This is a genomic window from Azospirillum sp. BE72 (genome assembly GCF_031455875.1).
GTDB lineage: Bacteria > Pseudomonadota > Alphaproteobacteria > Azospirillales > Azospirillaceae > Azospirillum.
Genome location: NZ_JAVDTO010000016.1, coordinates 88,498 through 112,939, shown reverse-complemented (window position 1 = coordinate 112,939; position 24,442 = coordinate 88,498). Strand labels below are relative to the sequence as shown.

General features: G+C 67.5%; 24 protein-coding genes. 19 read left to right on the top strand and 5 right to left on the bottom strand.

Annotated features, from left to right (window positions below; all coding sequences use genetic code 11):
- Window positions 1-11: 11 nt before the first annotated feature.
- Window positions 12-1,289: a dicarboxylate/amino acid:cation symporter gene (locus J2Y49_RS26895; RefSeq protein ID WP_310118445.1), complete on the bottom strand. Its 1,278-nt coding sequence runs from the start codon at window positions 1,287-1,289 to the stop codon at window positions 12-14.
- A gap of 481 nt (window positions 1,290-1,770) precedes the next feature.
- Window positions 1,771-2,124, bottom strand: coding sequence for a DUF1428 family protein (locus tag J2Y49_RS26890; protein ID WP_310118443.1), 354 nt, complete (start codon window positions 2,122-2,124; stop codon window positions 1,771-1,773).
- 207 nt (window positions 2,125-2,331) lie between these two features.
- Between J2Y49_RS26890 and J2Y49_RS26885 the strand changes: the two genes are divergently transcribed.
- Window positions 2,332-2,835, top strand: a complete 504-nt coding sequence (locus J2Y49_RS26885; RefSeq protein ID WP_310118441.1) for a helix-turn-helix domain-containing protein — start codon at window positions 2,332-2,334, stop codon at window positions 2,833-2,835.
- Between the two features lie 50 nt (window positions 2,836-2,885).
- Here the strand turns inward: J2Y49_RS26885 and J2Y49_RS26880 are convergent, their stop codons facing one another.
- From J2Y49_RS26880 to J2Y49_RS26870, 3 genes are all read right to left on the bottom strand, one after another.
- Window positions 2,886-5,222 (bottom strand): Orn/Lys/Arg decarboxylase N-terminal domain-containing protein, encoded by a 2,337-nt coding sequence (locus J2Y49_RS26880; protein WP_310118439.1) that lies wholly within the window; start codon window positions 5,220-5,222, stop codon window positions 2,886-2,888.
- Window positions 5,223-5,294: 72 nt separating this feature from the next.
- Window positions 5,295-5,912: an N-acetyltransferase family protein gene (locus tag J2Y49_RS26875; protein ID WP_310118498.1), complete on the bottom strand. Its 618-nt coding sequence runs from the start codon at window positions 5,910-5,912 to the stop codon at window positions 5,295-5,297.
- A gap of 109 nt (window positions 5,913-6,021) precedes the next feature.
- Window positions 6,022-6,720 (bottom strand): MOSC domain-containing protein, encoded by a 699-nt coding sequence (locus tag J2Y49_RS26870; protein WP_310118437.1) that lies wholly within the window; start codon window positions 6,718-6,720, stop codon window positions 6,022-6,024.
- A 391-nt stretch (window positions 6,721-7,111) separates the two neighbouring features.
- On the opposite strand from J2Y49_RS26870, the gene J2Y49_RS26865 reads away from it, so the two are divergent.
- The 18 genes from J2Y49_RS26865 to J2Y49_RS26780 all read left to right on the top strand — a co-directional run bounded on the left by J2Y49_RS26865 (window position 7,112) and on the right by J2Y49_RS26780 (window position 24,420).
- Window positions 7,112-7,474, top strand: coding sequence for a MarR family transcriptional regulator (locus J2Y49_RS26865; protein ID WP_310118436.1), 363 nt, complete (start codon window positions 7,112-7,114; stop codon window positions 7,472-7,474).
- A gap of 85 nt (window positions 7,475-7,559) precedes the next feature.
- Window positions 7,560-8,477, top strand: coding sequence for an HlyD family secretion protein (locus J2Y49_RS26860; RefSeq protein ID WP_310118435.1), 918 nt, complete (start codon window positions 7,560-7,562; stop codon window positions 8,475-8,477).
- A 10-nt stretch (window positions 8,478-8,487) separates the two neighbouring features.
- Window positions 8,488-10,587, top strand: a complete 2,100-nt coding sequence (locus J2Y49_RS26855) for an FUSC family protein (protein ID WP_310118434.1) — start codon at window positions 8,488-8,490, stop codon at window positions 10,585-10,587.
- Entirely contained in the window at window positions 10,584-10,793 is a 210-nt protein-coding gene (locus tag J2Y49_RS26850) for a DUF1656 domain-containing protein (RefSeq protein WP_310118432.1), read from the top strand. The genes J2Y49_RS26855 and J2Y49_RS26850 overlap by 4 nt, the downstream gene beginning before the upstream one ends.
- A gap of 56 nt (window positions 10,794-10,849) precedes the next feature.
- Window positions 10,850-12,205 (top strand): ATP-binding protein, encoded by a 1,356-nt coding sequence (locus tag J2Y49_RS26845; RefSeq protein ID WP_310118430.1) that lies wholly within the window; start codon window positions 10,850-10,852, stop codon window positions 12,203-12,205.
- Complete coding sequence (locus tag J2Y49_RS26840) at window positions 12,202-13,227, top strand: HupU protein (protein WP_310118428.1); 1,026 nt, start codon at window positions 12,202-12,204, stop codon at window positions 13,225-13,227. The genes J2Y49_RS26845 and J2Y49_RS26840 overlap by 4 nt, the downstream gene beginning before the upstream one ends.
- Window positions 13,228-13,231: 4 nt before the next feature.
- A complete protein-coding gene (locus J2Y49_RS26835; protein WP_310118426.1) occupies window positions 13,232-14,695 on the top strand; it encodes a nickel-dependent hydrogenase large subunit in 1,464 nt (487 codons plus the stop codon).
- Window positions 14,696-14,868: 173 nt separating this feature from the next.
- Entirely contained in the window at window positions 14,869-15,048 is a 180-nt protein-coding gene (locus J2Y49_RS26830; protein WP_310118424.1) for a hypothetical protein, read from the top strand.
- A 532-nt stretch (window positions 15,049-15,580) separates the two neighbouring features.
- Window positions 15,581-16,231: a HyaD/HybD family hydrogenase maturation endopeptidase gene (locus tag J2Y49_RS26825; RefSeq protein ID WP_310118423.1), complete on the top strand. Its 651-nt coding sequence runs from the start codon at window positions 15,581-15,583 to the stop codon at window positions 16,229-16,231.
- Window positions 16,232-16,247: 16 nt separating this feature from the next.
- Window positions 16,248-16,559, top strand: a complete 312-nt coding sequence (locus J2Y49_RS26820; RefSeq protein WP_310118421.1) for a HypC/HybG/HupF family hydrogenase formation chaperone — start codon at window positions 16,248-16,250, stop codon at window positions 16,557-16,559.
- 4 nt (window positions 16,560-16,563) lie between these two features.
- On the top strand, window positions 16,564-16,992 hold the full coding sequence (locus J2Y49_RS26815; RefSeq protein ID WP_310118420.1) for a hydrogenase: 429 nt from the start codon (window positions 16,564-16,566) through the stop codon (window positions 16,990-16,992).
- Complete coding sequence (locus J2Y49_RS26810; protein ID WP_310118418.1) at window positions 16,989-17,858, top strand: hydrogenase expression/formation protein; 870 nt, start codon at window positions 16,989-16,991, stop codon at window positions 17,856-17,858. Before J2Y49_RS26815 ends, J2Y49_RS26810 begins: the two co-directional genes overlap by 4 nt.
- Window positions 17,855-18,700, top strand: a complete 846-nt coding sequence (hybE, locus tag J2Y49_RS26805; protein ID WP_310118416.1) for a [NiFe]-hydrogenase assembly chaperone HybE — start codon at window positions 17,855-17,857, stop codon at window positions 18,698-18,700. The genes J2Y49_RS26810 and hybE overlap by 4 nt, the downstream gene beginning before the upstream one ends.
- Window positions 18,693-19,034, top strand: coding sequence for a hydrogenase maturation nickel metallochaperone HypA (hypA, locus tag J2Y49_RS26800; RefSeq protein WP_310118415.1), 342 nt, complete (start codon window positions 18,693-18,695; stop codon window positions 19,032-19,034). Before hybE ends, hypA begins: the two co-directional genes overlap by 8 nt.
- A gap of 45 nt (window positions 19,035-19,079) precedes the next feature.
- The gene (locus tag J2Y49_RS26795; RefSeq protein ID WP_310118413.1) at window positions 19,080-20,567 is read left to right on the top strand and encodes a sigma-54 dependent transcriptional regulator; all 1,488 of its coding nucleotides are present in this window, start codon (window positions 19,080-19,082) and stop codon (window positions 20,565-20,567) included.
- A gap of 205 nt (window positions 20,568-20,772) precedes the next feature.
- Complete coding sequence (locus J2Y49_RS26790; protein ID WP_310118412.1) at window positions 20,773-21,321, top strand: HupE/UreJ family protein; 549 nt, start codon at window positions 20,773-20,775, stop codon at window positions 21,319-21,321.
- A 208-nt stretch (window positions 21,322-21,529) separates the two neighbouring features.
- Entirely contained in the window at window positions 21,530-22,603 is a 1,074-nt protein-coding gene (locus J2Y49_RS26785; protein ID WP_310118411.1) for a hydrogenase small subunit, read from the top strand.
- 2 nt (window positions 22,604-22,605) lie between these two features.
- Window positions 22,606-24,420: a nickel-dependent hydrogenase large subunit gene (locus J2Y49_RS26780; RefSeq protein ID WP_310118408.1), complete on the top strand. Its 1,815-nt coding sequence runs from the start codon at window positions 22,606-22,608 to the stop codon at window positions 24,418-24,420.
- Window positions 24,421-24,442 lie beyond the last annotated feature (22 nt).

The window sequence follows — 24,442 nt, the reverse complement described above, 5'->3', positions numbered from 1 at the left end:
TCCTGTCCCGCTTACTCCGCCGCGGCCGGGGCGGGCAGGGGCGCGTCGACCTCCTCGTCCTCGTCCTCCTCGCCGATGGCGCCTTCCCACTTGGCGACGACCGTGGTGGCGATGGCGTTGCCCAACACGTTGGTGGCGGTGCGGCCCATGTCGAGGAAGTGGTCGATGCCCATGATCAGCAGCACGCCGGCCTCGGGAAGGTTGAACATCGGCAGCACGGCGGCGACCACGACCAGCGAGGACCGCGGCACGCCGGCGATGCCCTTGCTGGACACCATCAGCACCAGCAGCATGACGATCTGCTGTTCCAGCGTCAGCGGGATGCCATAGGCCTGGGCGATGAACAGCGACGCGAAGGTCGTGTAGATCATCGAGCCGTCGAGGTTGAAGGAATAGCCGAGCGGCAGGACGAAGCCGGTCACCCGCTCCTTCACGCCGAATTCCTTCAGCCCTTCCATCACGCGCGGATAGGCGGATTCGCTGGACGCGGTGGAGAAGCCCAGCAGCATCGGCTGGCGCATGGTCTTCACCAGACGGAACACGTCGCCCTTCAGCACGACGAAGCCGGCGAAGATCAGCGTCGCCCACAGCACCGCCAGCGTCAGGTAGAAGCTGCCCATGAACTTGCCGTAGACCGCCAGCACGCCCAGCCCCTGCGTCGTCACCACGTTGGCGACGGCGGCGAAGACGCCGATGGGGGCGAAGCGCATGACATAGTCGGTGACCTTCAGCATCACCGGCACGACCTCTTCGATCGAGCGGGCGAGCAGGCCCGCCTTGGTGTCGCGCAGCTGGCCGATGGCGAGGCCGACGAAGATCGAGAAGATTAGGATCTGCAGGATCTCGTTGTTCGCCATCGCCTCGAAGAAGTTGCGCGGGAAGACGTGGGTCAGGAAATCCTTCAGGTTCAGGGCCGAGGTCTTCAGCCCGGCGCTGGCGGCGGCATCGGGCAGCGGCACGCCGACATTGGCGCCCGGCTGCAGCAGGTTGGCGAAGACCAGCCCGATGAACAGCGAGGCGAAGGAAGCCATCAGGAACCAGCCCACCGCCTTGCCGCCGATGCGCCCGACGGTGCGGGCGTCGCTCATGCCGGCCAAGCCCGCGACCAGGGTGGAGAAGATGAGGGGCGCGATGATCATCTTGATCAGGCGCAGGAAGATGTCCGTCACCATCGCGAAATAGCTGGCGATGGTCTTGGCGGCGGCCGGGTCGAACATGCTGTTGCAGACATAGCCGGTGACGATGCCCAGCAGCATGGCGACGATGATCAGCGTCGTCTGTTTGTTCATGGTCCTACTACCTCACCTTTCCCGCCCGCTTCACGCGCCGGCCGGGGTAACGGTCGATTGGGTACCGGCTTCCCAAGCCCCTCGCGGGACCGGAATGGGGGCCGGGTGGCGGAACGGTCAGCCGGTGATGATCGGGAAATTCTCGACAGCGCGCGGAGTTCGGCCGCCATGACAGGCGTCGGCCGGAGCCTCGCGGTCGCCCGGCAGGTCGTGTTCGGTGCGCGTCGTGGCAGGCATCGGACGCTTCGCTCCCCTGATCTGATGAGTCGGCCCCGCCTGCGCGGGACGCGACCCATAAGGAGCAACCGGCGTGCCACTGGCCAGCGGGGGCGATCAGCCGGCTAAGCTATTGGAACTATGAGGTTCCATCGTTGGTCAGAGCCGCCGCCGTTCGGATTTCCGAACGCTGCCTGTGTTTGGTGTTCGGAAATCCGAATGTGGTAGGGGCAGGGGGCGTAAGGCGAGGAGCAAAGGGCTGGGATCAAAGTTCCAGGAAGGGGCGGAAGCCGCCGAAGATCATCCGTTTGCCGTCGAAGGGCATCTCGCTCATGTCCTTCGGCATGCGGGGATCGGCCATGACCTTTGCGTTGATCGTGTCGCGGTCCTCGCGAGACTTGTAGACGATCCAGGAGAAAACGACGATTTCCTCCTCGGTCGCCTGCACTGCGCGCGGGAAGGATGTCAGCTCTCCATACGGCACATCGTCGCCGACGCACTCGACGAAGGCGAGCGCGCCATGGTCCATCCAGATCGCTCCGGCCTTGCGGGCCATCTCCTTGTAAGCATCGAGCTTCTGTTTCGGCACGGCCAGGACGAATCCATCGACATAGGACATGATCGTCTCCTCTGTTGCAGCGTGACCATGGACAGGATGACTGGTGGAGGGCGGGGCGAACCCGCATTCGCGCTTCGGGGACAGGTTCCCGTCCAGCCTCGGCGATAGCGGATGGCTGGTCTGCCGCCAATCCGATTGCGTCTTGCAATCAGTTGCCATTAGGCCAGACCGATCCTATTTTGCAAGCGGTTTTCAGAGGAGCTCGCGATGGAGGACAGGCACCGTTCCGGCTGTCCGATCAATCTGACGGTGGAGGTGCTGGGCGACCGCTGGAGCCTGATCGTCATCCGCGACATCATGTTCGGGAATCGTCGGCATTTTCGGGAATTGCTGAGCCGGTCGCATGAGCGGATCGCCTCCAACATTCTGTCCGACCGGCTGAAACGCCTGATGGACGCCGGGTTGCTGACGAAGCGGGACGATCCATCCCATCAGCAGAAGGCGATCTACAGCCTGACGGAAGCGGCAATTCAGCTCGTGCCGCTGCTTGTGCAAATGGGGGCCTGGGGCCGCCGGCATCGACCGGTGACCCCGGAACTCGCCATCCGCGCCCAACTGCTGGAAGAGGGCGGGCCGCCGTTGTGGGAGGCCTTCATGGACGAACTGCGCAGCCTGCATCTGGGGGCGCCGGTCAAAGGACCCCCGGTCCTGGCCGGACTTCAGGATGCGTATGAGAAAGTCGCCGCGGAACAGGGCATCCCGACCCTGTAAGCAGCCAGGGAGACACCGGGAGGAGGGAGAAACCCTCCTCCCGATGGGCTTCACTCCCTCACCACATAGGTGAAGTAGCGGATCACGCCGTTGGCGTCGGTCTCCCGGTACAGGCCCTGGATTTCATTGTCGAAGCCGGGGAAGCGGTTGGCGCTCTCCTGGAAGACCTTCAGATAGTCGATCATCGGCTTGGCCCGCGCGTCCAGCCTTTCGCCCGGAACGATGGTGGCGATGCCCGGCGGGTAGACGACCCACAGCGTGGTGGCGATGCGGCCGGCGATCTCGTCGATGGGCAGGTAATCCACGTCGTTGCGCACCAGATGGCGCGTCGCCTCGCGCGGCGGCATCACCATGGTCGGCAGATGCTCCGGCCGGAAGATGGCGCGCTGCAGGGCGCTGGTGTTCTTTTCGCGGTAGAAGGCGTGCATCTCCGCACACAGGTCGCGCAGGCGCCGGCCCAGGTAATGGGCGCGCCGCTTGGCGACGAATTCGGGGATGACCTCCTCCAGCGGGGCGTTGTCGTCGTGCAGCCGCTTGAAGGCGACCAGACCGCTCAGCAGCGTGCCGGCCTTGCTCGATTCCACACCCGGCGTCAGCAGGAACAGCAGGGAGTTGAGGTCGTTCTTCTCCGGCACGATGCGGTTCTCGCGCAGATACTGCGCCACCACCGGGGCCGGGATGCCGTGGTCGCCATAGGCGCCGCTGTGGCGGTCGAAGCCGGGGGTCAGCAGGGTCAGCTTGTTGGGGTCGGTCATGGCATAGCCCGGCTCCACATGCTGGAAGCCATGCCAGTCGGCGCCGGGGGCGAATTCCCAATGGCGCACGTCGGTCGCCAGCTCGTCGGTCGGCACCTCCTCCCACGCGGTCTCTACGCCGTTGCGGACGACCCGGTCGGGCACGAAGGGGTCGAAGAACCAGCGCTTGGCCGGATCGCTCTCGCGCTCCTCGAACTCGCGGCGGATGGCGCGGATCTTCTTGCGCAGCTCGACGCCCAGCCGGATCGTGTCGTCCCACAGGATCTCGCCCGAACGCCCCTTCATCATCTGCGCGCCGACGTCCAGTGAGGCGAACAGCGGGTAGAAGGGCGAGGTCGAGGCGTGCAGCAGGAAGGTCTCGTTGAAGCGGCGATGCTCCACCCGGCGGCGCTGCCCCTTGATGTGGTTGTCCTTCACATGGATCTGCGAGGCCTGGGAGAAGCTGGCCAGCTGCTTGTGGGTGGACTGGGTGGCGATGATGCCGGGATGCCCGTCATGCAGCCCTTCCAGCCCCATGGCGAAATGGCCCTTGAACAGCGGGTGGAATTTCAGGAAACCGGCCCAGGCCTCGTCGAACAGGATGTAGTCGCAGAGCTTGCCGATCCGCTCCAGCATCATCTGCGCGTTGTAGATGGTGCCGTCATAGCTGCATTGCTGGATCACCGCGGCGCGGAAGGGGCGTTCGCGCTTCCAGGCGTCGGGATCCTTGACCAGCGGGTTGCGGCGGATGCGCTCGCGGATCACCTCCTCGTCCAGCGCCCGCGGGTCGATGGGGCCGATCAGGCCATGGGCGTTGCGCTCAGTCTCCAGGAAGATCGGGATGCCGCCGCCCAGGAACAGGCTGCCATGGTGAGCCGCCTTGTGGTTGTTGCGGTCGAACAGCACGAGGTCGTCCTCCGCCACCAGCGCCGACAGCACGATCTTGTTCGAGGCCGAGGTGCCGTTCAGCACGAAATAGGTTCGCTCCGCCCCGAAGATGCGGGCGGCTTCCTTCTGGGCCTGCAGGGCCGGTCCCTCATGGACCAGCAGGTCGCCCATCTCCAGAACCGAGTTGTCGATGTCGTCGCGGAAGACCGCCTCGCCCAGATGCTCGACGAAGATGCGGCCGATCGGGCTGCGGCTGTAGAAGATGCCGCCATTGTGGCCGGGGCAGGTCCAGAGCTGGTTGCCCTCTTCCGCATAATCGACCAGCGCGCCGAAGAAGGGGGTCTTCAGCGTGTCGGCATATTGCTTCAGCCGGCTGACCAGATTCTTGGCGATGAATTCAGGCGTCTCCTCCGCCAGGAAGATGTAGCCGTCGACCTGGTTCAGCACATCGACCGGGATGTTCTCCAGCCGCTGGCGGCGGACCAGCAGGATGATCGGCATCTCCAGCCCGCGCTGGCGGGCGAAGGCGATCAGCGAGGCCTGCTTGCCGTCGGCCCCGCGCTTGCCCCAGTCGACGATCATGCAGCCGATGGCGGCGTCGGTGCGGATGGCCAGTTCGGCATCCTCCACCCGGCGGGCACGAACCACCTCGAAGCCCATCCGCTCCACCTCCGACAGGATCTGCTGAAGCCGCATGCCCTCCAACTCGTCCACCTCGAAGGCGGGGGCGCAGACCAGGAAGTTGAAGCGGCGGAAGAAATCCATGCGATGGGTCTCCGGAAGGGCAGGGAGGATGACGAGATGGAAAGGGCGGACCGCACTGGCCCGCAAGGGCGATTATTCAGCCGCCCAGCTGCCGCGGTAATCGTGCGGCGGCTCGCGGTCGGCGGCCCCAAGCGCGCGCTGAAGGAAGACGCTGTCGGTCCAGCGTCCGAATTTGAAGCCGACATTGCGCAGGATGCCGGACTGGACGAAGCCGCAGGCCTCATGCAGCCGAAGCGACGGGACATTTGCGCTGTCCACCACCGCGATCATCTGGCGACAGCCGGCAGCGGTGCAGGCATCGATCAGTGCCGGCAGCAGAAGCCGGCCGATGCCGCGGCCCTGATGGTCCTTATGGACGTAGATCGAGTGTTCGGCCGTGTAGCGGTAGGCCGGCCGCTTGCGGAAGGGTGCGGCATAGGCATAGCCGACGACAAGCCCGTCCAGATCCGCGACCAGATGCGGCAGCCGGCGCTTCAGCATCGCCTTGCGGCGGCGTTTCAGCTCTTCCGGGTGCGGGGGCTCGATGTCGTAGGGGCCGAGCCCCCGCTGGATGTGGTAACTGTAGATGTCCAGCATGGCCGGCACATCCGCTTCCGCCGAGTTGCGGATACGCACGGGCGACGAGCCCGGCGCAGCGACGGGGAAGGAGCCGGCCTGATCGTTGGCCGGATTGGCGTTCGGTGTGGACATGTCGTACACGGGAGCTTCCCCTGGCAAGCAGCGTCGGCACGACCCCGCGCCCGCGCGCAACGCTACAGCAGCTCCATGACAGACGTATGACGTCCGGCGGTTTGGTCGCCTACTCTCCCAAACGCGATCTCCAGTCCTCGACCCTGCCGCTCTCCACCCGCCGCCGGGCCAGATCGCGCCAGCCGGGGGCGAGCGGCTCCAACTCCGCGATGCCCGCCAGCGTCCCGACGTCGCCGGTGTCGTGATAGAAGGCACGCAGAATGCGGGCCAGCGGCCAGTCGGGCAGGGGACGCTCGACCAGCGCGACACTGTCGCCGGCTGCGGCCACACCCGGTTCCAGCACCCGATAATACCAGCCGGTCCGTCCGGTGGCCTGCACCCGGCGCGCCATGTCCGTCACGCCGAAGCGATGGTTCAGCTTCCAGCAGGGCTGGCGGCCCTGGCTGACCTGCAGCGTCGCCGTGCCGACGCGGAACACGTCGCCGACGCAGACCTCGTCCTCGGTCAGCCCCAGCGTCGACAGGTTCTCGCCGAAGGCCCCGACCGACTCCAGGAAGGGAGCGGGGGAGGGCAGGTCGGCCCGCCATGCCGCGTAATGGTCGAACGGGTAATGGTGCACGGCCTTGTCCGGGCCGCCGTGATTGCGGAGATCGGCCTGCTCGTCGCCGGCAAGACCAGCGGTCCCGATGGCGAGTGCGCCGTCGACCGGTTGCTTTCCGATGGCGCTGAGCGCTCCCGGCTTGCCGAACGGAACCGCCTTGCCGATCAGGACGGCCTTCAGCGTTGCGGACGCGGTATTGATCGTCACGGGCGTCTCCGGTCTCATCGTCGCGCCGTTTCGGCGCTTTGCAGCCTCTTCCTTATCAGGTTCGGGATTCGAGCGTGAAGGCTGCCCTACGGCGCCAACGGTCATGGCTCGTCTGCGTCGGCGGTAGGGGGCGGAGTTGCACTTCAGAATAGAACCTACCCCGCTTACACATTAAAAACGCATAAGGAAACTTATGGAAAACAATCTCCGCCTGCCGCATCAAACCAGCCATGCGGCAGCCGGGGCTTTCGTAGCGCTGAGGCCACTTGCCGATGTTAGATAGCAAACCTATTAAATAGCTATGCTACAAGATAAGCCTCTGCGCCTTCCTCCCAATTTCGGCCTGCACCTGTTCCGCGCCTCCCATTTGTGGCGGCGGGCGGCGAACAGAGTGTTGGCGGACAGCGGGTTCTCAAGCTCGGCGATCACGCCGCTGATGCTGCTTGCCGAACTCGGCGACGGGTTGCGCCAGCGGGAGCTGGCGGAGGAGATGGCGGTCGAAGGACCGTCGCTTGTCCGGCTGCTCGACGGGCTGGAGGCTGCGGGGCTGGTGGAACGGCGTGAGGATGCCGGCGACCGGCGGGCGAAAACCCTGCACATGACCGACGCCGGCCGTCAGCTGTTGGCGCAGGTGAACGAAGCGTTGAACGACGTCCGCCAGCGCCTGATGGCGAACGTGACGGACGCCGACGTGGAGGCCTGCTACCGCGTGCTCGCCACCATCGAAGCCAACGCCAAGCGCGAACAGACCTGACCGCGGCGCGATCCCGGCGGCGCGGACAAGCCCTGGCTTGCTGTGCCTACGGTCCGATCGGTGCGGTGATTGAGGAACCAAGACCGTGACTTTCCTGCCTTCCTTGCGGACCGTGGCCCGCATCGCCGTGACCCTGCTGATCACCGTGGCGGCGGTCGGCGGCGGCCTGTGGTTGTGGGACTATTACATGAACGAGCCCTGGACCCGCGACGGCCGCGTCCGCGCCGACATCGTGCAGGTGTCGCCCGACGTCGCCGGGCTGGTCACCGATGTCCGGGTCTCCGACAACCAGCTGATCCACAAGGGAGACGTGCTGTTCGTGGTCGATCCCGGCCGTTACCGGCTGGCCGTGGAGCAGGCCCAGGCGAATCTCGACAGCGCGAAGGCGGAGCAGTCCTACCGCAGCGCCGAGGCCCATCGCTATGAGCAGCTGGGCAACAACGTCGTCTCCACCGCCCAGCGGCAGGAGGTGATGTCGGCGATGGCCAAGGCTGCCGCCGCTACCAAGCAGGCGGAAGCCGCCCTCGACCTCGCCCGCTTCAACCTGGAGCGGACGGAGGTAAAGGCGACGGTCGACGGCTACGTCACCAACCTTCAGCTGAAGACCGGCAACTACGTCGCCGCCGGGCAGGCGGTGGTTGCGCTGATCGACCGGCATTCCTTCTACGTCATGGGCTATTTCGAGGAAACGAAGCTGCCGCGCATCCATGCCGGGGCGCCCGTGTCCGTGCGGATCATGGGGACGGAGGCCGAACTGCGCGGGCGTGTCGACAGCATCACCCGCGCCATCGTCGACCGCGACCGGGCGGAAGGCACCGGGCTGGTCGCCAACGTCAACCCGACCTTCAACTGGGTGCGGCTGGCCCAGCGCATCCCCGTGCGCATCGCGCTGGACGAGGTGCCGGACTCGCTGCAGCTGGTGGCCGGACGCACTGCGACGGTCTCGGTCGTCGGTGCTCCCGACCCTGCGCCGAAGGTCGCCGGACTGCCGGTGGAGCGGTGAGCGCATCGCGATGCAAAAGTCCCCTGCCCTTTCCCTGCCCCCGGCGCCGACCTTCAACGAACTGGTCTTCTCGCTGAAGTCCTTCGCGGCCTCCATGCTGGCGCTCTACATCGCCTTCGGCATGGGGTTGCCGCGCCCCTTCTGGGCGATGCTGACCGCCTATGTGGTGTCGAGCCCGCTGTCGGGGACCGTCCGGTCCAAGGCGGTGTACCGCGTCGTCGGCACGGTGATCGGCAGCATCGCCTCCATCATCCTGACGGTGGAGCTGATCAACGCGCCGGAACTGCTGTCGCTGGCGGTCGGGCTGTGGGTCGGCGGCTGCCTGTTCGTCTCGCTGCTGGACCGCACGCCGCGCAGCTACGTCTTCATGCTGGCCGGCTACACCGCCGGCCTGATCGTTTTCCCCGGCGTCGCCAATCCCGAGGCGATCTTCGACACCGGCCTTGCCCGGGTGGAGGAGATCATCCTGGGCATCGTCTGCGCCACCGTCATTCACAGTGTGATCCTGCCGCGCGGCATGGGGCCGGTTCTGCTCGGCAAGCTCGACGCGGCGCTGCGCGATGCGGAGCGCTGGACGCTCGACGCTCTGGACGGGGCGGAAATGGACGCCCGCCTGCGCGACCGCCACAAGATGGCGAGCGACCTGACCGAGTTGCGGGTGATGACCACCCACCTGCCCTACGACACCTCGGACCTGCGCTGGATGACCCGGCCGATGCGGGCATTGCAGGACCGCATGGTGTTCCTGCTGCCGGTGTTGACCGCAGTGCAGGACCGGCTGATCGCACTGCGCCGGGCGGACGGCACGCTGCCGCCGGACGTGGCCCCCGTGCTGACCGCCGTGCGCGACTGGATCGCTGCCGGGGCTGGCGCCGATCCGGCAGAGGCTAACCGGCTGACCGGCTGGCTCGACCGGCTGGGAGCGGAGGAGTCCGCGGGCTCGGCCGGAGATTGGGAGGCGGCCACCCGCTTCAGCTTCATCCGGCGCCTGCGGTCGCTGGTGGAAATCCACCGCGATTGCCGGGATCTGCGGGCGCACATCGTGTCCGGCGACCACGCCCTGCCCGACCATCTGGACCCGCTGGCGCGCAAGCGGTCGCGCGGCGTCTTCCACCTCGACCATGGCATGGCCCTGTGGTCGGCGGCGGCGGCGCTGCTGGGGATCACCGTCATCTGCGCCTTTTGGATCCTGACCGGCTGGTCGTCCGGCTCGGTGGCGGCGATGATGGTGGCGGTCTTCACCTGTTTCTTCGCCTCCTTCGACGATCCGGTGCCGGGCATCCGCCTGTTCCTGGTCTATACGCTGGCCTCGATGCCGCTGTCGGCCTTCTACCTGCTGGTGGTGCTGCCGTCCTTCGACAGCTTCCCGATCCTGGTGCTCTGTCTGGCGCCCACCCTGGTGACGCTGGGCGTGTTCGTCGCCCGGCCGGCGACGATGGGCAAGGCGATGGCGCTGATCTTCGGCGTCGGCGGCTCGCTCAGCCTGCTCGACACCGGGACCGGCGACTTCGCCTCCTTCCTGAACAGCAGCGCCGGGCAGATCGTCGGCATCGTCACCGCCATGCTGGTCACCCGCCTGTGCCGGTCGGTCGGCGCCGCCTGGAGCGCCCGGCGCCTTCTGCATGTCGGCTGGCGCGAGATCGCCGAACTGGCCGGAGGCAGGACCGCTCCGGCGGCGGACGGTTTCGAAAGCCGCATGCTGGACCGTGTCGGGCTGCTCTCGGCCCGGCTGGCGCAGGCCGGCGGATCGGTGGATGTGGACGCCATCGACGCGGTGCGCGACCTGCGGGTCGGGCTGAACGTGGTGGAGCTTCAGCGGGTCAGGCCGATGCTGGGCGCAGCAGCCGGACCGGTGCTGGACCGGCTGTTGCGCGGCGTGGCCGCCCATTTCCGCGCCCTGTCGGCCAAGCGTCCCGACCCGGCCCCGGCCGAACTGCTGGGCAGCATGGACGCGTTGCTGTCGGCGGTCGGCACCGCTCCACGCTGCCCCGAACGCGACCGGGCGGTGGTGGCGCTGGCGTCGTTGCGGCGCAGCCTGTTCCCCGACGCCGCCTTCGGCGCCCCGCGGCCGATGGACGAGATGCATATTCCTGAAAGGGCACGCGCATGATCGGCGAGATCGACGTCTACGGCCTGTTCCTTCCGCCGCTCCTGATTCTGGCCGTCGTGGCCTGGGCGGTGTCGGCGCTGCTGCGCCGGGGGTTGCGCGCGGTCGGCGCCTATGGCTGGGTCTGGCACCCGCCGCTGTTCGACTTCGCGCTCTATGTGCTGGTGCTGAGCGGCCTCGCCGGACTGTGGTCGGTCTGGACCGCCTGAGTCCCGGGCGAAATCCACCACACCCAAAGCGGGCGGAGCATGCTAGGCTGCGCCCCATGACCGCCCCCCTGTCGCAGCCCTTTTCCATTCCCGGCATGCTGCCCGATGCCGACGCCGAGAGCGCCTGGATCGAGGTGATCCGGAAGATGGACGAGACTTACGCCAATCTGGTGTCGCAGCAGGTGGAGCTGGAGCGCAAGAATGCCGAGCTGGAGGAGGCGCAGGCCTTCATCGCCAGCGTCCTCGGCTCGATGACCGACGTGCTGATCGCCTGCGACCGCGACGGCCGGATCGAGCAGACCAACCCGGCCGCCGAGCGGGCGCTCGGTTGCACCGGGCGGGAGCTGACCGGCCGCCTGCTGCGCGACTTCCTCGACCCCGCCTCCCACCCCGCCTTCGCCCGGCTGTGCAGCGCCGCCCTCCAGCGCGAAGGCGGCAGCGATGTGGAGCTGTGCTTGCGCGGTCCGACCGGTCCCTTTCCCGTCGCGGTCAACAGCACGGTGCGTTACGACCAGCGCGGCCATGCCATCGGGCTGGTGCTGGTCGGCCGGCCGATCGGGGAACTGCGGCGCGCCTACCGCGACCTCGCCTCCGCCCATGAGGGGCTGAAGCAGACCCAGCAGCAGCTCGTCCATTCGGAAAAAATGGCCTCGCTCGGCCGGCTGGTCGCCGGCGTGGCGCATGAGCTGAACAACCCGATCTCCTTCGTCTACGGCAACGCCCATGCCATGCGCCGTTATGTCGACCGGATGACCGCCTATCTCGACCGCGTGCATGAGGGTGCCGGCGCCGCCGAATTGGCGGGCTTGCGCAAGGAGCTGCGCATCGACCGTGCCCGCGCCGACGCCGCTGCGACGCTGGACGGCATGCTGGAGGGGACGGAGCGGGTGCGCGACATCGTGGCGGAGCTTCGCCGCTTCTCGTCGGAACAGAAGCACGCCTCGGAACGCTTTGATCTGACGGCACTTCTTCGGTCCGCAGTGACCTGGGTGGCGAAGGCGCAGATGCCGGACCTGACCGTCGTCTTCGACCTGCCAGAGACGCTGGAGATCGCCGGGCATCCTGGCCACCTGCATCAGGTCGCCATGAACCTCGTCCAGAACGCCATCGACGCCATGGCCGGCGCTGGGGTCAAGCGGCTGGAACTGCATGGCCGGGAGCAGGCCGGGGAGGTCGTCGTCACCATCCGCGACACGGGCCACGGCATTCCCGAGGCGATCCTGGGCCGGGTCTTCGACCCCTTCTTCACCACCAAGCCGGTCGGCAAGGGCACCGGGCTCGGCCTGTCGATCAGCTACCAGTTGGTGCGCGACCATGGCGGCGCTCTGGCCGCGGCCAACCATCCCGATGGCGGGGCGCTGTTCACCCTGACCCTGCCGGCGGCCGGGCACAAGGATGGGGCTGCAGCATGAACAGCCAGGCGATGAGCGGGCGTCCGCTGTCGGTGCTGTGGCTGCAATCCGGCGGCTGCGGCGGTTGCACCATGTCGCTGCTCTGCGCCGAATCCCCGGATCTGATGGCGCTGTTCGAGACGGCCGGCATCCGCCTGCTCTGGCACCCCAGCCTGTCCGAGGAAACCGGCGCTGAGGCGCTGGATCTGTTCGAGCGCATCCTGTCCGGGGCGGAGCCGCTGGACGTGCTGTGCGTGGAGGGATCGCTGCTGCGCGGCCCCAACGGCACCGGACGATTCCATGTGCTGGCGGGAACCGGCCGGCCGACCATCGACTGGGCGCGCGATCTGGCCGCCGTCGCCGGCACCGTGCTGGCCGTAGGCACCTGTGCTGCTTATGGCGGCATCACCGCGGGCGGCGAGAACATCGCCGATGCCTGCGGCTTGCAATATGAGGGGACGCAACGTGGCGGGGCGCTGGGCGGAGAGTTCCGCGCGCACGGCGGCCTGCCGGTGGTAAATGTCGCCGGTTGCCCGACCCATCCCAACTGGGTGACCGAGACGCTGATGCTGCTGGCCGAAGATACTCTGGCGGCCGACGATCTGGACGTCTACCAGCGCCCGCGCTTCTACGCCGACCATTTGGTCCACCATGGCTGCCCCCGCAACGAGTATTACGAATACAAGGCCAGTGCGGAAAAGCCGTCGGATCTCGGCTGCCTGATGGAGCATCTCGGCTGCCTGGGCACCCAGGCCCATGCCGACTGCAACACCCGCCTGTGGAACGGCGAGGGCTCTTGCACCCGCGGCGGCTCCGCCTGCATCAACTGCACCGCGCCGGGCTTCGAGGAGCCGGGGCATCCCTTCCAGCAGACCCCGAAATTCGCCGGCATCCCCATCGGCCTGCCGACCGATATGCCGAAGGCGTGGTTCGTGGCGCTTGCCTCCCTCGCCAAGGCGGCGACACCGGAACGGGTGCGCCGCAACGCCGCCGCCGACCGTATCGTCGTGCCGCCCACCGTCCGCCCGACCCGGAAAGGCTGAACCGGTGAGTGAAGAGCCGAAGCGACGCCTGATCGTAGGTCCTTTCAATCGTGTAGAGGGCGATCTTGAGGTAAGGCTTGAAATAGACGACGGACGTGTTTCCGCCGCCTATGTGAACTCCCCCCTATTCCGCGGGTTCGAGCGCATTCTGGAGGGGCGCGACCCGATGGATGCACTGGTGGTGGCGCCGCGCATCTGCGGCATCTGCTCCGTCTCGCAAAGCCATGCGGCGGCGCTGGCGCTGGCCGCAGCGATGGGAGTGGAGATACCGCGCAACGGCGTTCTGGCGACCAACCTGATGACGGCAACGGAGAATGCCGCCGATCACCTGACCCATTTCCACCTGTTCTTCATGCCGGACTTCGCCCGGCCCGCCTACGAAGGCCGCCCATGGTTCGCGCGGGCGGAGGCGCGCTTCAAGGCGGCGCAGGGCAGCGCCGTGCGCGGCGCCACCGCGGCGCGGGCGGAACTGTTCCATGTGCTGGGCATCCTGGGCGGCAAGTGGCCGCACACGCTGACGCTCCAGCCCGGCGGCGTGACCCGCGCGGCGGATGCCCGCGACCGGGTGCGGCTGCTCGCCACCGTCGGCGCCTTCCGCCGCTTCCTGGAGGACAACCTGTTCGGCGCCCCGCTGGACCGCGTTCTGGAACTTGCGGCGCCGGAGGATCTGGAACGCTGGCGCCTTTCCGGTCCGGCCGGTGATTTCCGCCTGTTCCTGGAGATCGCAGAGGATCTCGACCTCGCTCATCTCGGCCGTGCCTATGGCCGGTTTCTCAGCCACGGCGCCTATCCGGAGCCCGACGGCGTGCATCTCTATCGCCGCGGCACCTTTGCAGACGGTCGGGACGCCGCATTCGACCCCGATCAGGTGGCCGAGCATCACCGTTTCAGCCGCATGGCCGGGCAGGAACGCCCCCACCCGCCCTTCGCCGGCTCGACCGTGCCCGACGGCGCGGACCAGGAGGGATACAGCTGGTGCAAGGCGCCCCGGCTGGCCGGCCTTCCTTATGAGACCGGGGCGATTGCGCGGCAGCTGGTGCACGGCCACCCGTTGATCAGGGCGCTGGTGGTGCAGGATGGCGGATCGGTGCGCAGCCGGGTGGTTGCCCGCCTGCTGGAACTGGCCCGCACGACCAGCGCCATGGAAGGCTGGCTGCGTGCCATCGAGCCCAACGGCCCCTGGTGTGCGACGGCGGACATGCCCGAGAGCGCCCAGGCAGTGGGCCTGACCGAAGCGGCCCGCGGCGCGCTCGGCCACTGGCTGCGGGTGGAGCGCGGGCGCATCGCCGGTTATCAGATCATCGCGCCCACGACCTGGAATTTCTCCCCCCGCGACCTCGACGGCGTTCCCGGCCCGTTGGAGCAGGCTTTGGTCGGCGCACCGGTGCAGGAGGGAGAGCGCACGCCGCTGTCGGTGCAGCACATCGTCCGGTCCTTCGACCCATGCATGGTCTGCACGGTTCATTGATAAAGCCATAGCAATATCAGTGTTTTGTTTGTTGCTTTTCAGTGTTCATCAAAGTTCGTGGAACAGCACCCGAAAGACGGCGAGATAGCCGGCTTCCATCAAAGACGGGCCGTGATTGGGGATGAACCTGTTCCAAACCTGTTGGGATTGGATCACCAAGCCGGGAGAGCGTCATGAGCGACAAACCCACCGAAGACCAACCCACCCAGGGCGAGCGCAACAGGCAGGCGCCGGATTCGCCGTCAATCGGCCAAAACAAGGAGCCGAATGGCAACGCCCCCAAAAAGCCCGCTTCAGAGAAGGCGAGCGACCGCGAAGGCCAGACGCGGGAGCCGGGATATGACGAAGCCTAGCCCCTTGCACATGCCTTCAGGAGCCCGGTTCGCCAACTTGGTTCCTTGATAAATCGGCTTTTGTACCAGCCGTTTGAAGGAAGGAATTGAAGTGCCGTCTCAGGTCGGCACTCACGAGACGATGAACGCCGCGTAGGACATGACGCCGACGAACATCAGAAGAGAAACCATTCGTGCCATTTCGACCTCCATGGGGCGGAGCATCCGGCGGGGATGTCCGCCCTGATGGACAAGATCTAAATCCGCGAGGTGCCGGGATAAACGCCCGGATCATGGTTTCACCGTTCGGCTGCGGCGAACAATCGGACGGCACACTCTGCGGCAAGCGCGCAGCCAGACCGGCAAGTAAGTTGCCACTTTCCATGCATGCTGTAATGTTGATGTCCACAATCGCTGCCCTGACGAGCGATGGGTGGGGAAATATGCTGTCCGATCAAGGGGCTGACCTTATGGCCGGTCCTGGCATGGAACTTGTACGAACAAGCCTCGGCGGCGGAACGCCGCGGAATGGGACAGATGCCGGGGCGTGGGAATGGACGGAACGGGGTGCGGCGGCGGTCGCGAAGCGGCGCGAATCCTGGTGTTGGGCATCGGCAACATCCTGTGGGCTGACGAGGGCTTCGGTGTCCGCACCGTGGAGCGTCTGGCCGCCGATTGGCGGTTTCCCGACACTGTCACGCTGATGGATGGCGGAACACAGGGGCTGTATCTGCTGCCGCATCTGGAGACTGCCGACGCGCTGATCGTCGTCGACGCCATTGACTATGGCCTGCCACCGGGCACCCGCCGGGTCTTCCATGGCGACGACGTGCCGGCTTTCCTGGGCGCCAAGAAGATGAGCCTGCACCAGACCGGGTTTCAGGAGGTGCTGGCCAGCGCCATGTTTCTCGGCCGCTGCCCGGAAAAGCTGATCCTCGTCGGGGTCCAGCCGGAATGCCTGGAGGATTACGGCGGCGGCCTGACCGATACCGTCGCGGCCCAGGTCGCCCCCACCATCGACGTCATTCTGCAACTGCTGAGCGGCGAATTCGGCGTGGAAGGCGTACGCCGGGACGCTGCTGCCGACATTGCCGCCCCGGCTATCGCCCGCGATGCCTATGAGGGCGGCCGACCCAGCGCCGAGGATGCCTGCCGCATCGGAGATCCCCGAATTCTGGCGGCGCTGTCCGCCACGGCATCCTGATTGGAGCGCGGCCAGCATGTGCATCGGCATTCCCCTGCGCTTGACCGCCGTCGACGGTATCGTAGGCCGGGCGGAGGACGGGTCCGCCATCGACCTGTCGCTGGTCCCGGAGGCCGGTTCCGGCGACTGGGTGCTCGGCTTCCTGGGCGCCGCCCGCCGGCTGCTGGAGCCCGAAGAGGCGGCGCAGATCCTCGATGCGCTGGCGGCGATGGCTGCGGCGCTGGACGGGGAAGCATTGGACAGCGCCTTCGCCGACCTGACCGGCCGTGAACCGACCCTTCCCCCCCACCTGGAGGCGGCCCGTGCGGCCGGCCTGACGGAGGCCTGACGCCATGACCGACCTTGCACCCCCGCTCGTCAAACCGCGCCTGCCCTTGCCGCCGCTGGTCGATCTGCTGACCGACGTCCATGGGTATCGGCGGCTCGACAATGCCGACGACCGGCCCTGGCTGGAGGATCCGGCGAAATGCTGGGTGGTCTTCCTGCCCGGCCATGGCAAGGGCAATGCGGAGACCGCCGACGTGGCCGTCATCCTGCCGGAACTGGTCCGCGCGTTGCACCCGCGCCTGACCCCGGCGGTGGCGGGCGAAGCGGCGGAACGCGCGATCCTGGCACTGACCGGCATGATGAGCCTGCCGGCCCTGGTCTTCCTGCGCGGCGACCGGCTGCTGGGCAGCATTCCGCGCGTGCGCGACTGGGACGACTACCTGCAGCGGATCGGCGAGATACTGGAAGGCACTTCGGAAGGCGGTGCGGCATGAGTTCCCTGTTCGGCATGACCCACCCGCCGGTCGGCTTCGGCCCTGGCAGCCAGCCCGACGCGACCGAGGAAGGGTTGGAATACCTGCCGATGCCGTCGGGCATGCGCGTCTACGAACCGCATGTGCCGGAGGTCGCCGACCCTGCCCGCGCCGCGGAGGCGCGCGCGGTGCTGGTCCGCGTTCATCAGGCGCTCGCCGGCTGGTCGGCGGGCGAGGAAATCCGCATTCCGGTCGACGATCTCGACGCCCCGGTTCTGGCCCTGGTGGACGAGGCGCTGGGCGAAGGCGAGGTCGCAGTCAAGGTGGAGCGGGCCGGCGACAGGCTGGAGATTCAGGAGGCGTCGCTGGCCGGCGTCTGGCGCGTGCGTGGCTTCGGTGAAGGGACCGTGCGCGAAAGCCTGCTGGTCGGCAGCTTCCCGCGGGTGGCGCTGAACCGCGCCTTCACCGCCGTTGCACCGGTCGCCGCCGGTCCCGCTCCGGCCGGACTGATGAACGGCCAGCCGATCCTGACCGAACTGCTGGACCGCAGCGCCGCCTGGCGCCGCGGCGATGGCCCCCACGCGGTGAATTTCAGCCTGCTTCCCCACACGCCCGAGGATCTGGCCTTCATCGAACAGCGGCTGGGCGTCGGTGCCACCACCATCCTGTCGCGCGGCTACGGCAACTGCCGCGTCACTGCCAGTGCGACGCCGAACGTCTGGTGGGTGCGCTATTACAACTCGGTCGATACGCTGATCCTCGACACGGTGGAGATCGTCGACGTGCCGGCGGTGGTTTGCGCCGCGGCGGAGGACATCGCCGACAGCGCCGAACGGCTGGCCGAGATCCTCGACGCGCTGGCGACCGATCTGGAGCGGGCGCGATGAGCGCCGCCGCCTCCCGCTTTGAAGGTTCCTACCTCGGCGACGCCACGCGCATCGGTGCGGCGACGCGGATGGAATGCAAGATCTGCTGGCATGTCTACGATCCGGCGGAGGGTTGCGAGCATTGGCAGGTGCCGCCCGGCACCCCCTTCGCCGTCCTGCCCGACCATTGGCGCTGTCCGGTCTGCGACGGCGCCCGCGACCAGTTCATGGCCTTGGACGGCGAAGTCGCCGTGGCGGAGACGGTCTCCGCGCCGCCGCCGTCCGTCCCTGCCCCGCCCGCCCAGCCGGTCGAAACCATCGCGCGGCTGGAAGCGGCCTTCCGCGAGATCCACACCGCGCAGATGCGTGGCCTGCCCATCGTCAACGACGCGCTGGCGGTGAAGGCCGTCGGCTTCCGCCGCCATGGCGAACGCTGGCTGGGCGCGCTGGTGACGCCCTGGTTCCTGAATCTCGTCCTGCTGCCGGGCGAGGGGGACGACTGGACGGGGCTGGTGCCAGGCGCGAAGGAATTGATCGAGTTCCCGTCCGGCCGGTACGAGTTCGTCCATGCCAACCGCAAGGGCGTGGGCGCCTACAAGGCATGCTCGCTGTTCTCGCCGATGTTCGAGTTCGCCTCCATGCTCCAGGCGACGGATACGGCCTCGGCGGCCCTGGTCTCCCTCTTCGACCCCTCCATCCGCGAAGATGGCGCCCAGACCGCCGAGATCCGGCGCCGGCGCGAGGAAGAACTGGCGCCGCCGGAAGCGGTTTCTGCGGACGCGGTTTCGGAACCAGCGCAGCCGGTTCGGCCGTCGCGCCGGGCGCTGCTGGGGATGGGAGCGGGGGACGTCGCCGATGCATGAGATGGCGCTCTGCGAAAGCCTGCTCCAGGCGATGGAGGAGGCCGGGCGCGCCAACGGCTTCAGCCGCGTGACCAAAATCCGGCTGGAGATCGGCCGCTTCGCCGGGGTGGAGGTGGAGGCGCTTCGCTTCGGCTTCGACGTGGTGATGCGCGGTTCTCTGGCCGAGGGGGCGGAACTGGTGGTGCTGGAGGTGCCGGGCCGGGGCTGGTGCTTCGACTGCAGCGACACGGTGGATCTGGACGACCGGCTGTCGCCCTGCCCACACTGCGGCGGCAGCCGGCTGCATCCCAACGGCGGCACCGAAATGACGATCAAGGATCTCGAGGTCGAGTGAGGCGAGGTCGAATGAGGCAGGCCCGATGAAGAAGGATCCCGTGCGATGACCGACCCCACCCGCCCCGGCATCCTGGTGGTGGATGACGAGCCGCGCTCCGTCGAGGTCATCGCCCGCCTGCTGGACGAGGAGTTCGAGGTCTTCACCGCGCTGTCGGCGGAAGAGGCCTTGCGCCTGCTGGAAGCCGAATGGATCCAGGTGGTCTTCTCCGACCAGCGGATGCCGGAGGTCAGCGGCGTCGAATTCCTGACCCAGGTGCGCGAACGCTGGCCGGAGGTGGTGCGCATCGTCATCACCGGCTACATCGACCCCGAGGACATCATCGGCGCCATCAACACCGCCGGCATCCACCAGTTCATCACCAAGCCCTGGCACCCCGACCATTTGCTGCTGACCGCCCGCAACGCGGCGAAGATGTACCAACTGCAGCGCGAGCATGACCGGCTGACCAACGAGCTGAAGCTGCTGCCCCCCGTCGCCGAGACCCGCGTGGCTTCCAGGCGCGAGCGGGTGCGGCAGTCCTACCGCTTCGACGGCTTGGTCCGGGCCGAGGGCAGCCCGGTGGAGGAGGTCTGCCGGCAGGCGGAGCGGGTGGCAGGGTTCAACGTGCCGGTCCTGGTGCTGGGGGAGACCGGCACCGGCAAGGAATTGCTGGCGCGCGCCATCCATTACGGCAGCCCGCGGTCCGACCAGCCCTTCTACTGCGAGAATTGCGGCGCCATCCCGGACGAGTTGCTGGAAAGCGAACTGTTCGGCCACAAGAAGGGTGCCTTCACCGGCGCGCACAGCAACCGCCTCGGCCTGCTGGAACAGGCGGACGGCGGCACGATCTTCCTGGACGAGATCGGCGACATCAGCCCGGCCTTCCAGGTCCGGCTTCTGCGCTTCCTTCAGGAGGGCGAGATCCGGCCGGTAGGCTCAAACGAAACGCGGCGGGTCGATGTCCGCGTCGTCGCCGCCACCCACCGCGATTTGACCGCCGAGGTGAAGGCCGGCCGCTTCCGCGAGGACCTCTATTACCGGCTCAGCACGATGACGCTGACCATGCCGCCCCTGCGCGACCGGCCGGACGACATCCCGGTGCTGGCCCGCCACATTCTCGACCGGCTGTCGGCCGCCCATGGCAAGCCTGTCGCCGGCTTCGCCCCCGACACGCTGGCCTGCCTGGAGGCCTATGGCTGGCCCGGCAATGTGCGCGAGCTGCAGAACGAGATCATGCGCATGCTGGTGCTGTGCGAGGGCGACACGCTGGGGGCGGAACTGCTGTCCGACCAGGTGCTGCGCGGTGCCGCGCTGAACGCCCGCCCCGCCTCGCCGGAGGACGGTCCGCTGCCGCCGCTCGATCTGATCGGCCAGGGCGGACCGCTGAAGTCGCGCATCGAGCGGGTGGAGGCCGGCATCCTGATGGAAACGCTGGTCCGCTGCCGCTGGAACAAGAGCAAGGCCGCCGACGAACTGGGCCTGTCCCGCATGGGCCTGCGCGCCAAGCTGGAACGCTACGGCATCGAGCGTGGGTCCGCGCAGAGGCACTGATATCCCCCCTCTCCCGCCCCGGGAGAGGGAAGGGGCCCGCCGCAAAGCGGTGGGAAGGGTGAGGGGTACGACAAGGATCGGAATCCATGTTCGGAATGCCCCTCACCCTCCCCACGCCTGCGGCGCGGGTCCCCTCCCTCTCCCGGGGCGGGAGAGGGCCTTCCCCCAACCACCAAACCACAAGAACCCCGAGGAGCCGTTCGCTATGTCGAAAACCACTCGTCTTGCCGCCGTCGCGGCTGCCGTCGCGCTCGCCGCCACCCCGGCGCTGGCCCATCCCGGCCATCTTGCCGGCGCCGGCTTCCTCGATGGCGCCGCGCATCCGCTGGGCGGGCTCGACCACCTGATCGCCATGGTCACGGTCGGCGTCTATGGCGCCACCATCGGCGGGCGCGCCGTGCTGGCGGTGCCGGGGGCGTTCCTGGCCGCCATGCTGGCGGGCGGACTGTTCGCGCTGACCGGTGGCGGACTGCCGCTGGTCGAGCCGACGATCTACGCCTCCACGGTAGTGCTGGCCCTGCTGTGCGTGATGCCGATGTCGCGCAACGGGCTGATCGGTGCGGCCTTTGCCGCCGCCTTCGGTCTGTTCCACGGCTTCGCCCATGGGGCGGAGATGCCGGCTGACGCCGCGGCGCTCGGCTATGCCGCGGGCTTCCTGACCAGCACTGCCGGTCTGCATGCGGCAGGCATCGCGCTGGGGCTGGCGCTCCACCGGCTGATCGGCCGGCCGGAAGAGGACAATCAGGCAGCCTGAGGGCAAGCCGCCCGACGGCTGCCGGCAACTCCCCTGCCATCCCGGCCGCCAGATCGGCCGGGAGCTTGCCAGGGGGAAGGGGCAGTCCGGGCATGAAACCGTTGCTTTGCCAAATGTTCGTATTACGGCACGGTTGTTGCCTATGCCCGACGGAGAAGCGCACCGGACCCTCGCACGCCGGTGCCGCCCTAGGGGAGAAAACAAGCCGATGGCAACGCTGGAAACCTTCTACGAGGTGATGCGGCGGCAGGGGATCACACGCCGTTCGTTCCTGAAATACTGCTCGCTCACCGCCGCCGCCCTCGGGCTGGGGCCGGAACTGGTGCCGCAGATCGTCCATGCCATGGAAACCAAGCCGCGCACGCCCGTGCTGTGGCTGCATGGGCTGGAATGCACCTGCTGTTCGGAATCCTTCATCCGCTCCGCGCACCCGCTGGTGAAGGACGTGGTGCTGTCGATGATCTCGCTGGATTACGACGATACGCTGATGGCGTCGGCCGGCCATCAGGCCGAGGCGATCCTCGACGAGGTGATGGAGAAGTACAAGGGCAACTACATCCTGGCGGTGGAAGGCAATCCGCCGCTGAACCAGGACGGCATGTCCTGCATCATCGGCGGCAAGCCCTTCACCGACCAGCTGCGCAAGGTCGCCAAGGATGCCAAGGCGATCATCTCCTGGGGCTCCTGCGCCTCCTTCGGCTGCGTCCAGGCGGCGCGCCCGAACCCGACCCGCGCCACCCCGGTGCATGAGGTCATCACCGACAAGCCGATCATCAAGGTTCCCGGCTGTCCGCCGATCGCCGAGGTGATGACCGGCGTCATCACCTACATGCTAACCTTCGACCGCATCCCGGAGCTGGACCGCCAGGGCCGGCCGAAGATGTTCTACAGCCAGCGCATCCACGACAAATGCTATCGCCGGCCGCATTTCGACGCCGGCCAGTTCGTGGAGTCCTTCGACGACGAGGGCGCGCGCAAGGGCTATTGCCTCTACAAGGTCGGCTGCAAGGGACCGACCACCTACAACGCCTGCTCCACCGTCCGCTGGAACGAGGGCACCAGCTTCCCCATCCAGTCCGGCCACGGCTGCATCGGCTGCTCGGAGGACGGCTTCTGGGACAAGGGCTCCTGGTATGCCCGCCAGTCCGACATCCTCCAGTTCGGGATCGAGGCCAACGCCGACGAAATCGGCACCACCGCCGCCATCGGCGTCGGCAGCATCATCGCCGCCCACGCGGCGGTCAGCGCCCTGAAGCGCGCACAGCACAAGGGAGACGTCTGACCATGGGCATCGTCCAGACCCCGAACGGGTTCTCGCTCGACAACGGCGGCAAGCGGATCGTCGTCGATCCGGTCACCCGCATCGAAGGCCACATGCGCTGCGAGGTGAATGTCGACAGCAACAACGTCATCCGCAACGCGGTGTCGACCGGCACCATGTGGCGGGGCCTCGAAGTGATCCTGAAGGGCCGCGACCCGCGCGACGCCTGGGCCTTCGTGGAGCGCATCTGCGGCGTCTGCACCGGCTGCCACGCGCTGACCTCCGTCCGCGCGGTGGAGGATGCGCTGCAGATCCGCATCCCCAAGAACGCCCACCTGATCCGCGAGATCATGGCGAAGACGCTGCAGGTCCATGACCACATCGTCCATTTCTATCACCTGCACGCGCTGGACTGGGTCAACCCGGTCAACGCGCTGAAGGCCGATCCGCAGGCGACCTCGGCGTTGCAGCAGGCGGTGTCGCCGCGCCATGCCAAGTCCAGCCCCGGCTATTTCCGCGACGTCCAGACCCGTCTGAAGAAGTTCGTGGAGAGCGGCCAGCTCGGCATCTTCAAGAACGGTTATTGGGACAACCCGGCCTACAAGCTGTCGCCGGAAGCCGACCTGATGGCGGTGACCCATTACCTGGAGGCGCTCGATCTCCAGAAGGACATCGTCAAGATCCACACCATCCTCGGCGGCAAGAACCCGCACCCGAACTACATGGTCGGCGGCGTTCCCTGCGCCATCAACATGGACGGCAACGGATCGTCGGGCGCGCCGCTGAACATGGAGCGGCTGAACTTCATCCGCGCCCGCATCCAGGAGGCCACGGCCTTCGTCGAGAACGTCTATCTGCCGGACGTGCTCGCCATCGCCAGCTTCTACAAGGACTGGCTCTATGGCGGCGGACTGGCGGCGACCAACGTCATGGACTACGGCGATTACGAGAAGGTGCCGTACGACCATTCGACCTGCCAGCTGCCGGGCGGCGTCATCCTGAACGGCAACTGGAACGAGGTCCATCCCATCGACCCGCGCGACCCTGCCCAGGTGCAGGAGTTCGTCGCCCACAGCTGGTATCACTACGAGGACGAGAGCAAGGGCCTGCACCCGTGGGACGGCGTGACCGAGGCCAAGTTCGAACTGGGCGCCAACACCAAGGGCACCCGCACCGACATCAAGGAACTTGACGAGGCCGCCAAGTATTCCTGGATCAAGGCCCCGCGCTGGCGCGGCCATGCGGTGGAGGTCGGCCCCCTGCCCCGCTACATCCTGGCCTATGCCCAGGGCGTCGGTTACGTGAAGGACCAGATCACCGAATCTCTCGGCGCCTTCAACGCGCTGGCCGGCACGAACTTCACGCCGCAGCAGGCGCTGCCGACCACCATCGGCCGCACGCTGGCCCGCGCGCTGGAATGCCAGTACTGCTGCACCATGATGATGGACGACTGGAACGCCCTGATCGCCAACATCAAGGCCGGCGACACCGCCACCGCCAATGTCGAGAAGTGGGACCCGAAGACCTGGCCGAAGGAGGCCAAGGGCGTCGGCACCGTCGCCGCCCCGCGCGGCGGGCTCGGCCACTGGATCAAGATCAAGGACGGCAAGATCGACAACTACCAGTGCGTCGTGCCGACGACCTGGAACGGCAGCCCGCGCGATCCCAAGGGCAACATCGGCGCCTTCGAGGCCTCGCTGCTGAACACGCCGATGGCCCGCCCGGACGAGCCGGTGGAGATCCTGCGCACCCTGCACAGCTTCGATCCGTGCCTTGCCTGCTCCACCCACGTCATGGCGCCCGACGGCGCCGAACTGGCCCGTGTCACCGTGCGCTGACCGGCAACCGAGGAGGATTACG

Excerpts from the sequence above, each read along its gene's own strand:
- J2Y49_RS26895 (WP_310118445.1), bottom strand. The coding sequence starts at position 1,289 with ATGAACAAACAGACGACGCTGATCATCGTCGCCATGCTGCTGGGCATC.
- J2Y49_RS26890 (WP_310118443.1), bottom strand. The coding sequence starts at position 2,124 with ATGTCCTATGTCGATGGATTCGTCCTGGCCGTGCCGAAACAGAAGCTC.
- J2Y49_RS26885 (WP_310118441.1), top strand. The coding sequence starts at position 2,332 with ATGGAGGACAGGCACCGTTCCGGCTGTCCGATCAATCTGACGGTGGAG.
- J2Y49_RS26880 (WP_310118439.1), bottom strand. The coding sequence starts at position 5,222 with ATGGATTTCTTCCGCCGCTTCAACTTCCTGGTCTGCGCCCCCGCCTTC.
- J2Y49_RS26875 (WP_310118498.1), bottom strand. The coding sequence starts at position 5,912 with ATGTCCACACCGAACGCCAATCCGGCCAACGATCAGGCCGGCTCCTTC.
- J2Y49_RS26855 (WP_310118434.1), top strand. The coding sequence starts at position 8,488 with ATGCAAAAGTCCCCTGCCCTTTCCCTGCCCCCGGCGCCGACCTTCAAC.
- J2Y49_RS26850 (WP_310118432.1), top strand. The coding sequence starts at position 10,584 with ATGATCGGCGAGATCGACGTCTACGGCCTGTTCCTTCCGCCGCTCCTG.
- J2Y49_RS26845 (WP_310118430.1), top strand. The coding sequence starts at position 10,850 with ATGACCGCCCCCCTGTCGCAGCCCTTTTCCATTCCCGGCATGCTGCCC.
- J2Y49_RS26840 (WP_310118428.1), top strand. The coding sequence starts at position 12,202 with ATGAACAGCCAGGCGATGAGCGGGCGTCCGCTGTCGGTGCTGTGGCTG.
- J2Y49_RS26830 (WP_310118424.1), top strand. The coding sequence starts at position 14,869 with ATGAGCGACAAACCCACCGAAGACCAACCCACCCAGGGCGAGCGCAAC.
- J2Y49_RS26825 (WP_310118423.1), top strand. The coding sequence starts at position 15,581 with ATGGACGGAACGGGGTGCGGCGGCGGTCGCGAAGCGGCGCGAATCCTG.
- J2Y49_RS26820 (WP_310118421.1), top strand. The coding sequence starts at position 16,248 with ATGTGCATCGGCATTCCCCTGCGCTTGACCGCCGTCGACGGTATCGTA.
- J2Y49_RS26815 (WP_310118420.1), top strand. The coding sequence starts at position 16,564 with ATGACCGACCTTGCACCCCCGCTCGTCAAACCGCGCCTGCCCTTGCCG.
- J2Y49_RS26810 (WP_310118418.1), top strand. The coding sequence starts at position 16,989 with ATGAGTTCCCTGTTCGGCATGACCCACCCGCCGGTCGGCTTCGGCCCT.
- hybE (WP_310118416.1), top strand. The coding sequence starts at position 17,855 with ATGAGCGCCGCCGCCTCCCGCTTTGAAGGTTCCTACCTCGGCGACGCC.
- hypA (WP_310118415.1), top strand. The coding sequence starts at position 18,693 with ATGCATGAGATGGCGCTCTGCGAAAGCCTGCTCCAGGCGATGGAGGAG.
- J2Y49_RS26795 (WP_310118413.1), top strand. The coding sequence starts at position 19,080 with ATGACCGACCCCACCCGCCCCGGCATCCTGGTGGTGGATGACGAGCCG.
- J2Y49_RS26790 (WP_310118412.1), top strand. The coding sequence starts at position 20,773 with ATGTCGAAAACCACTCGTCTTGCCGCCGTCGCGGCTGCCGTCGCGCTC.
- J2Y49_RS26785 (WP_310118411.1), top strand. The coding sequence starts at position 21,530 with ATGGCAACGCTGGAAACCTTCTACGAGGTGATGCGGCGGCAGGGGATC.
- J2Y49_RS26780 (WP_310118408.1), top strand. The coding sequence starts at position 22,606 with ATGGGCATCGTCCAGACCCCGAACGGGTTCTCGCTCGACAACGGCGGC.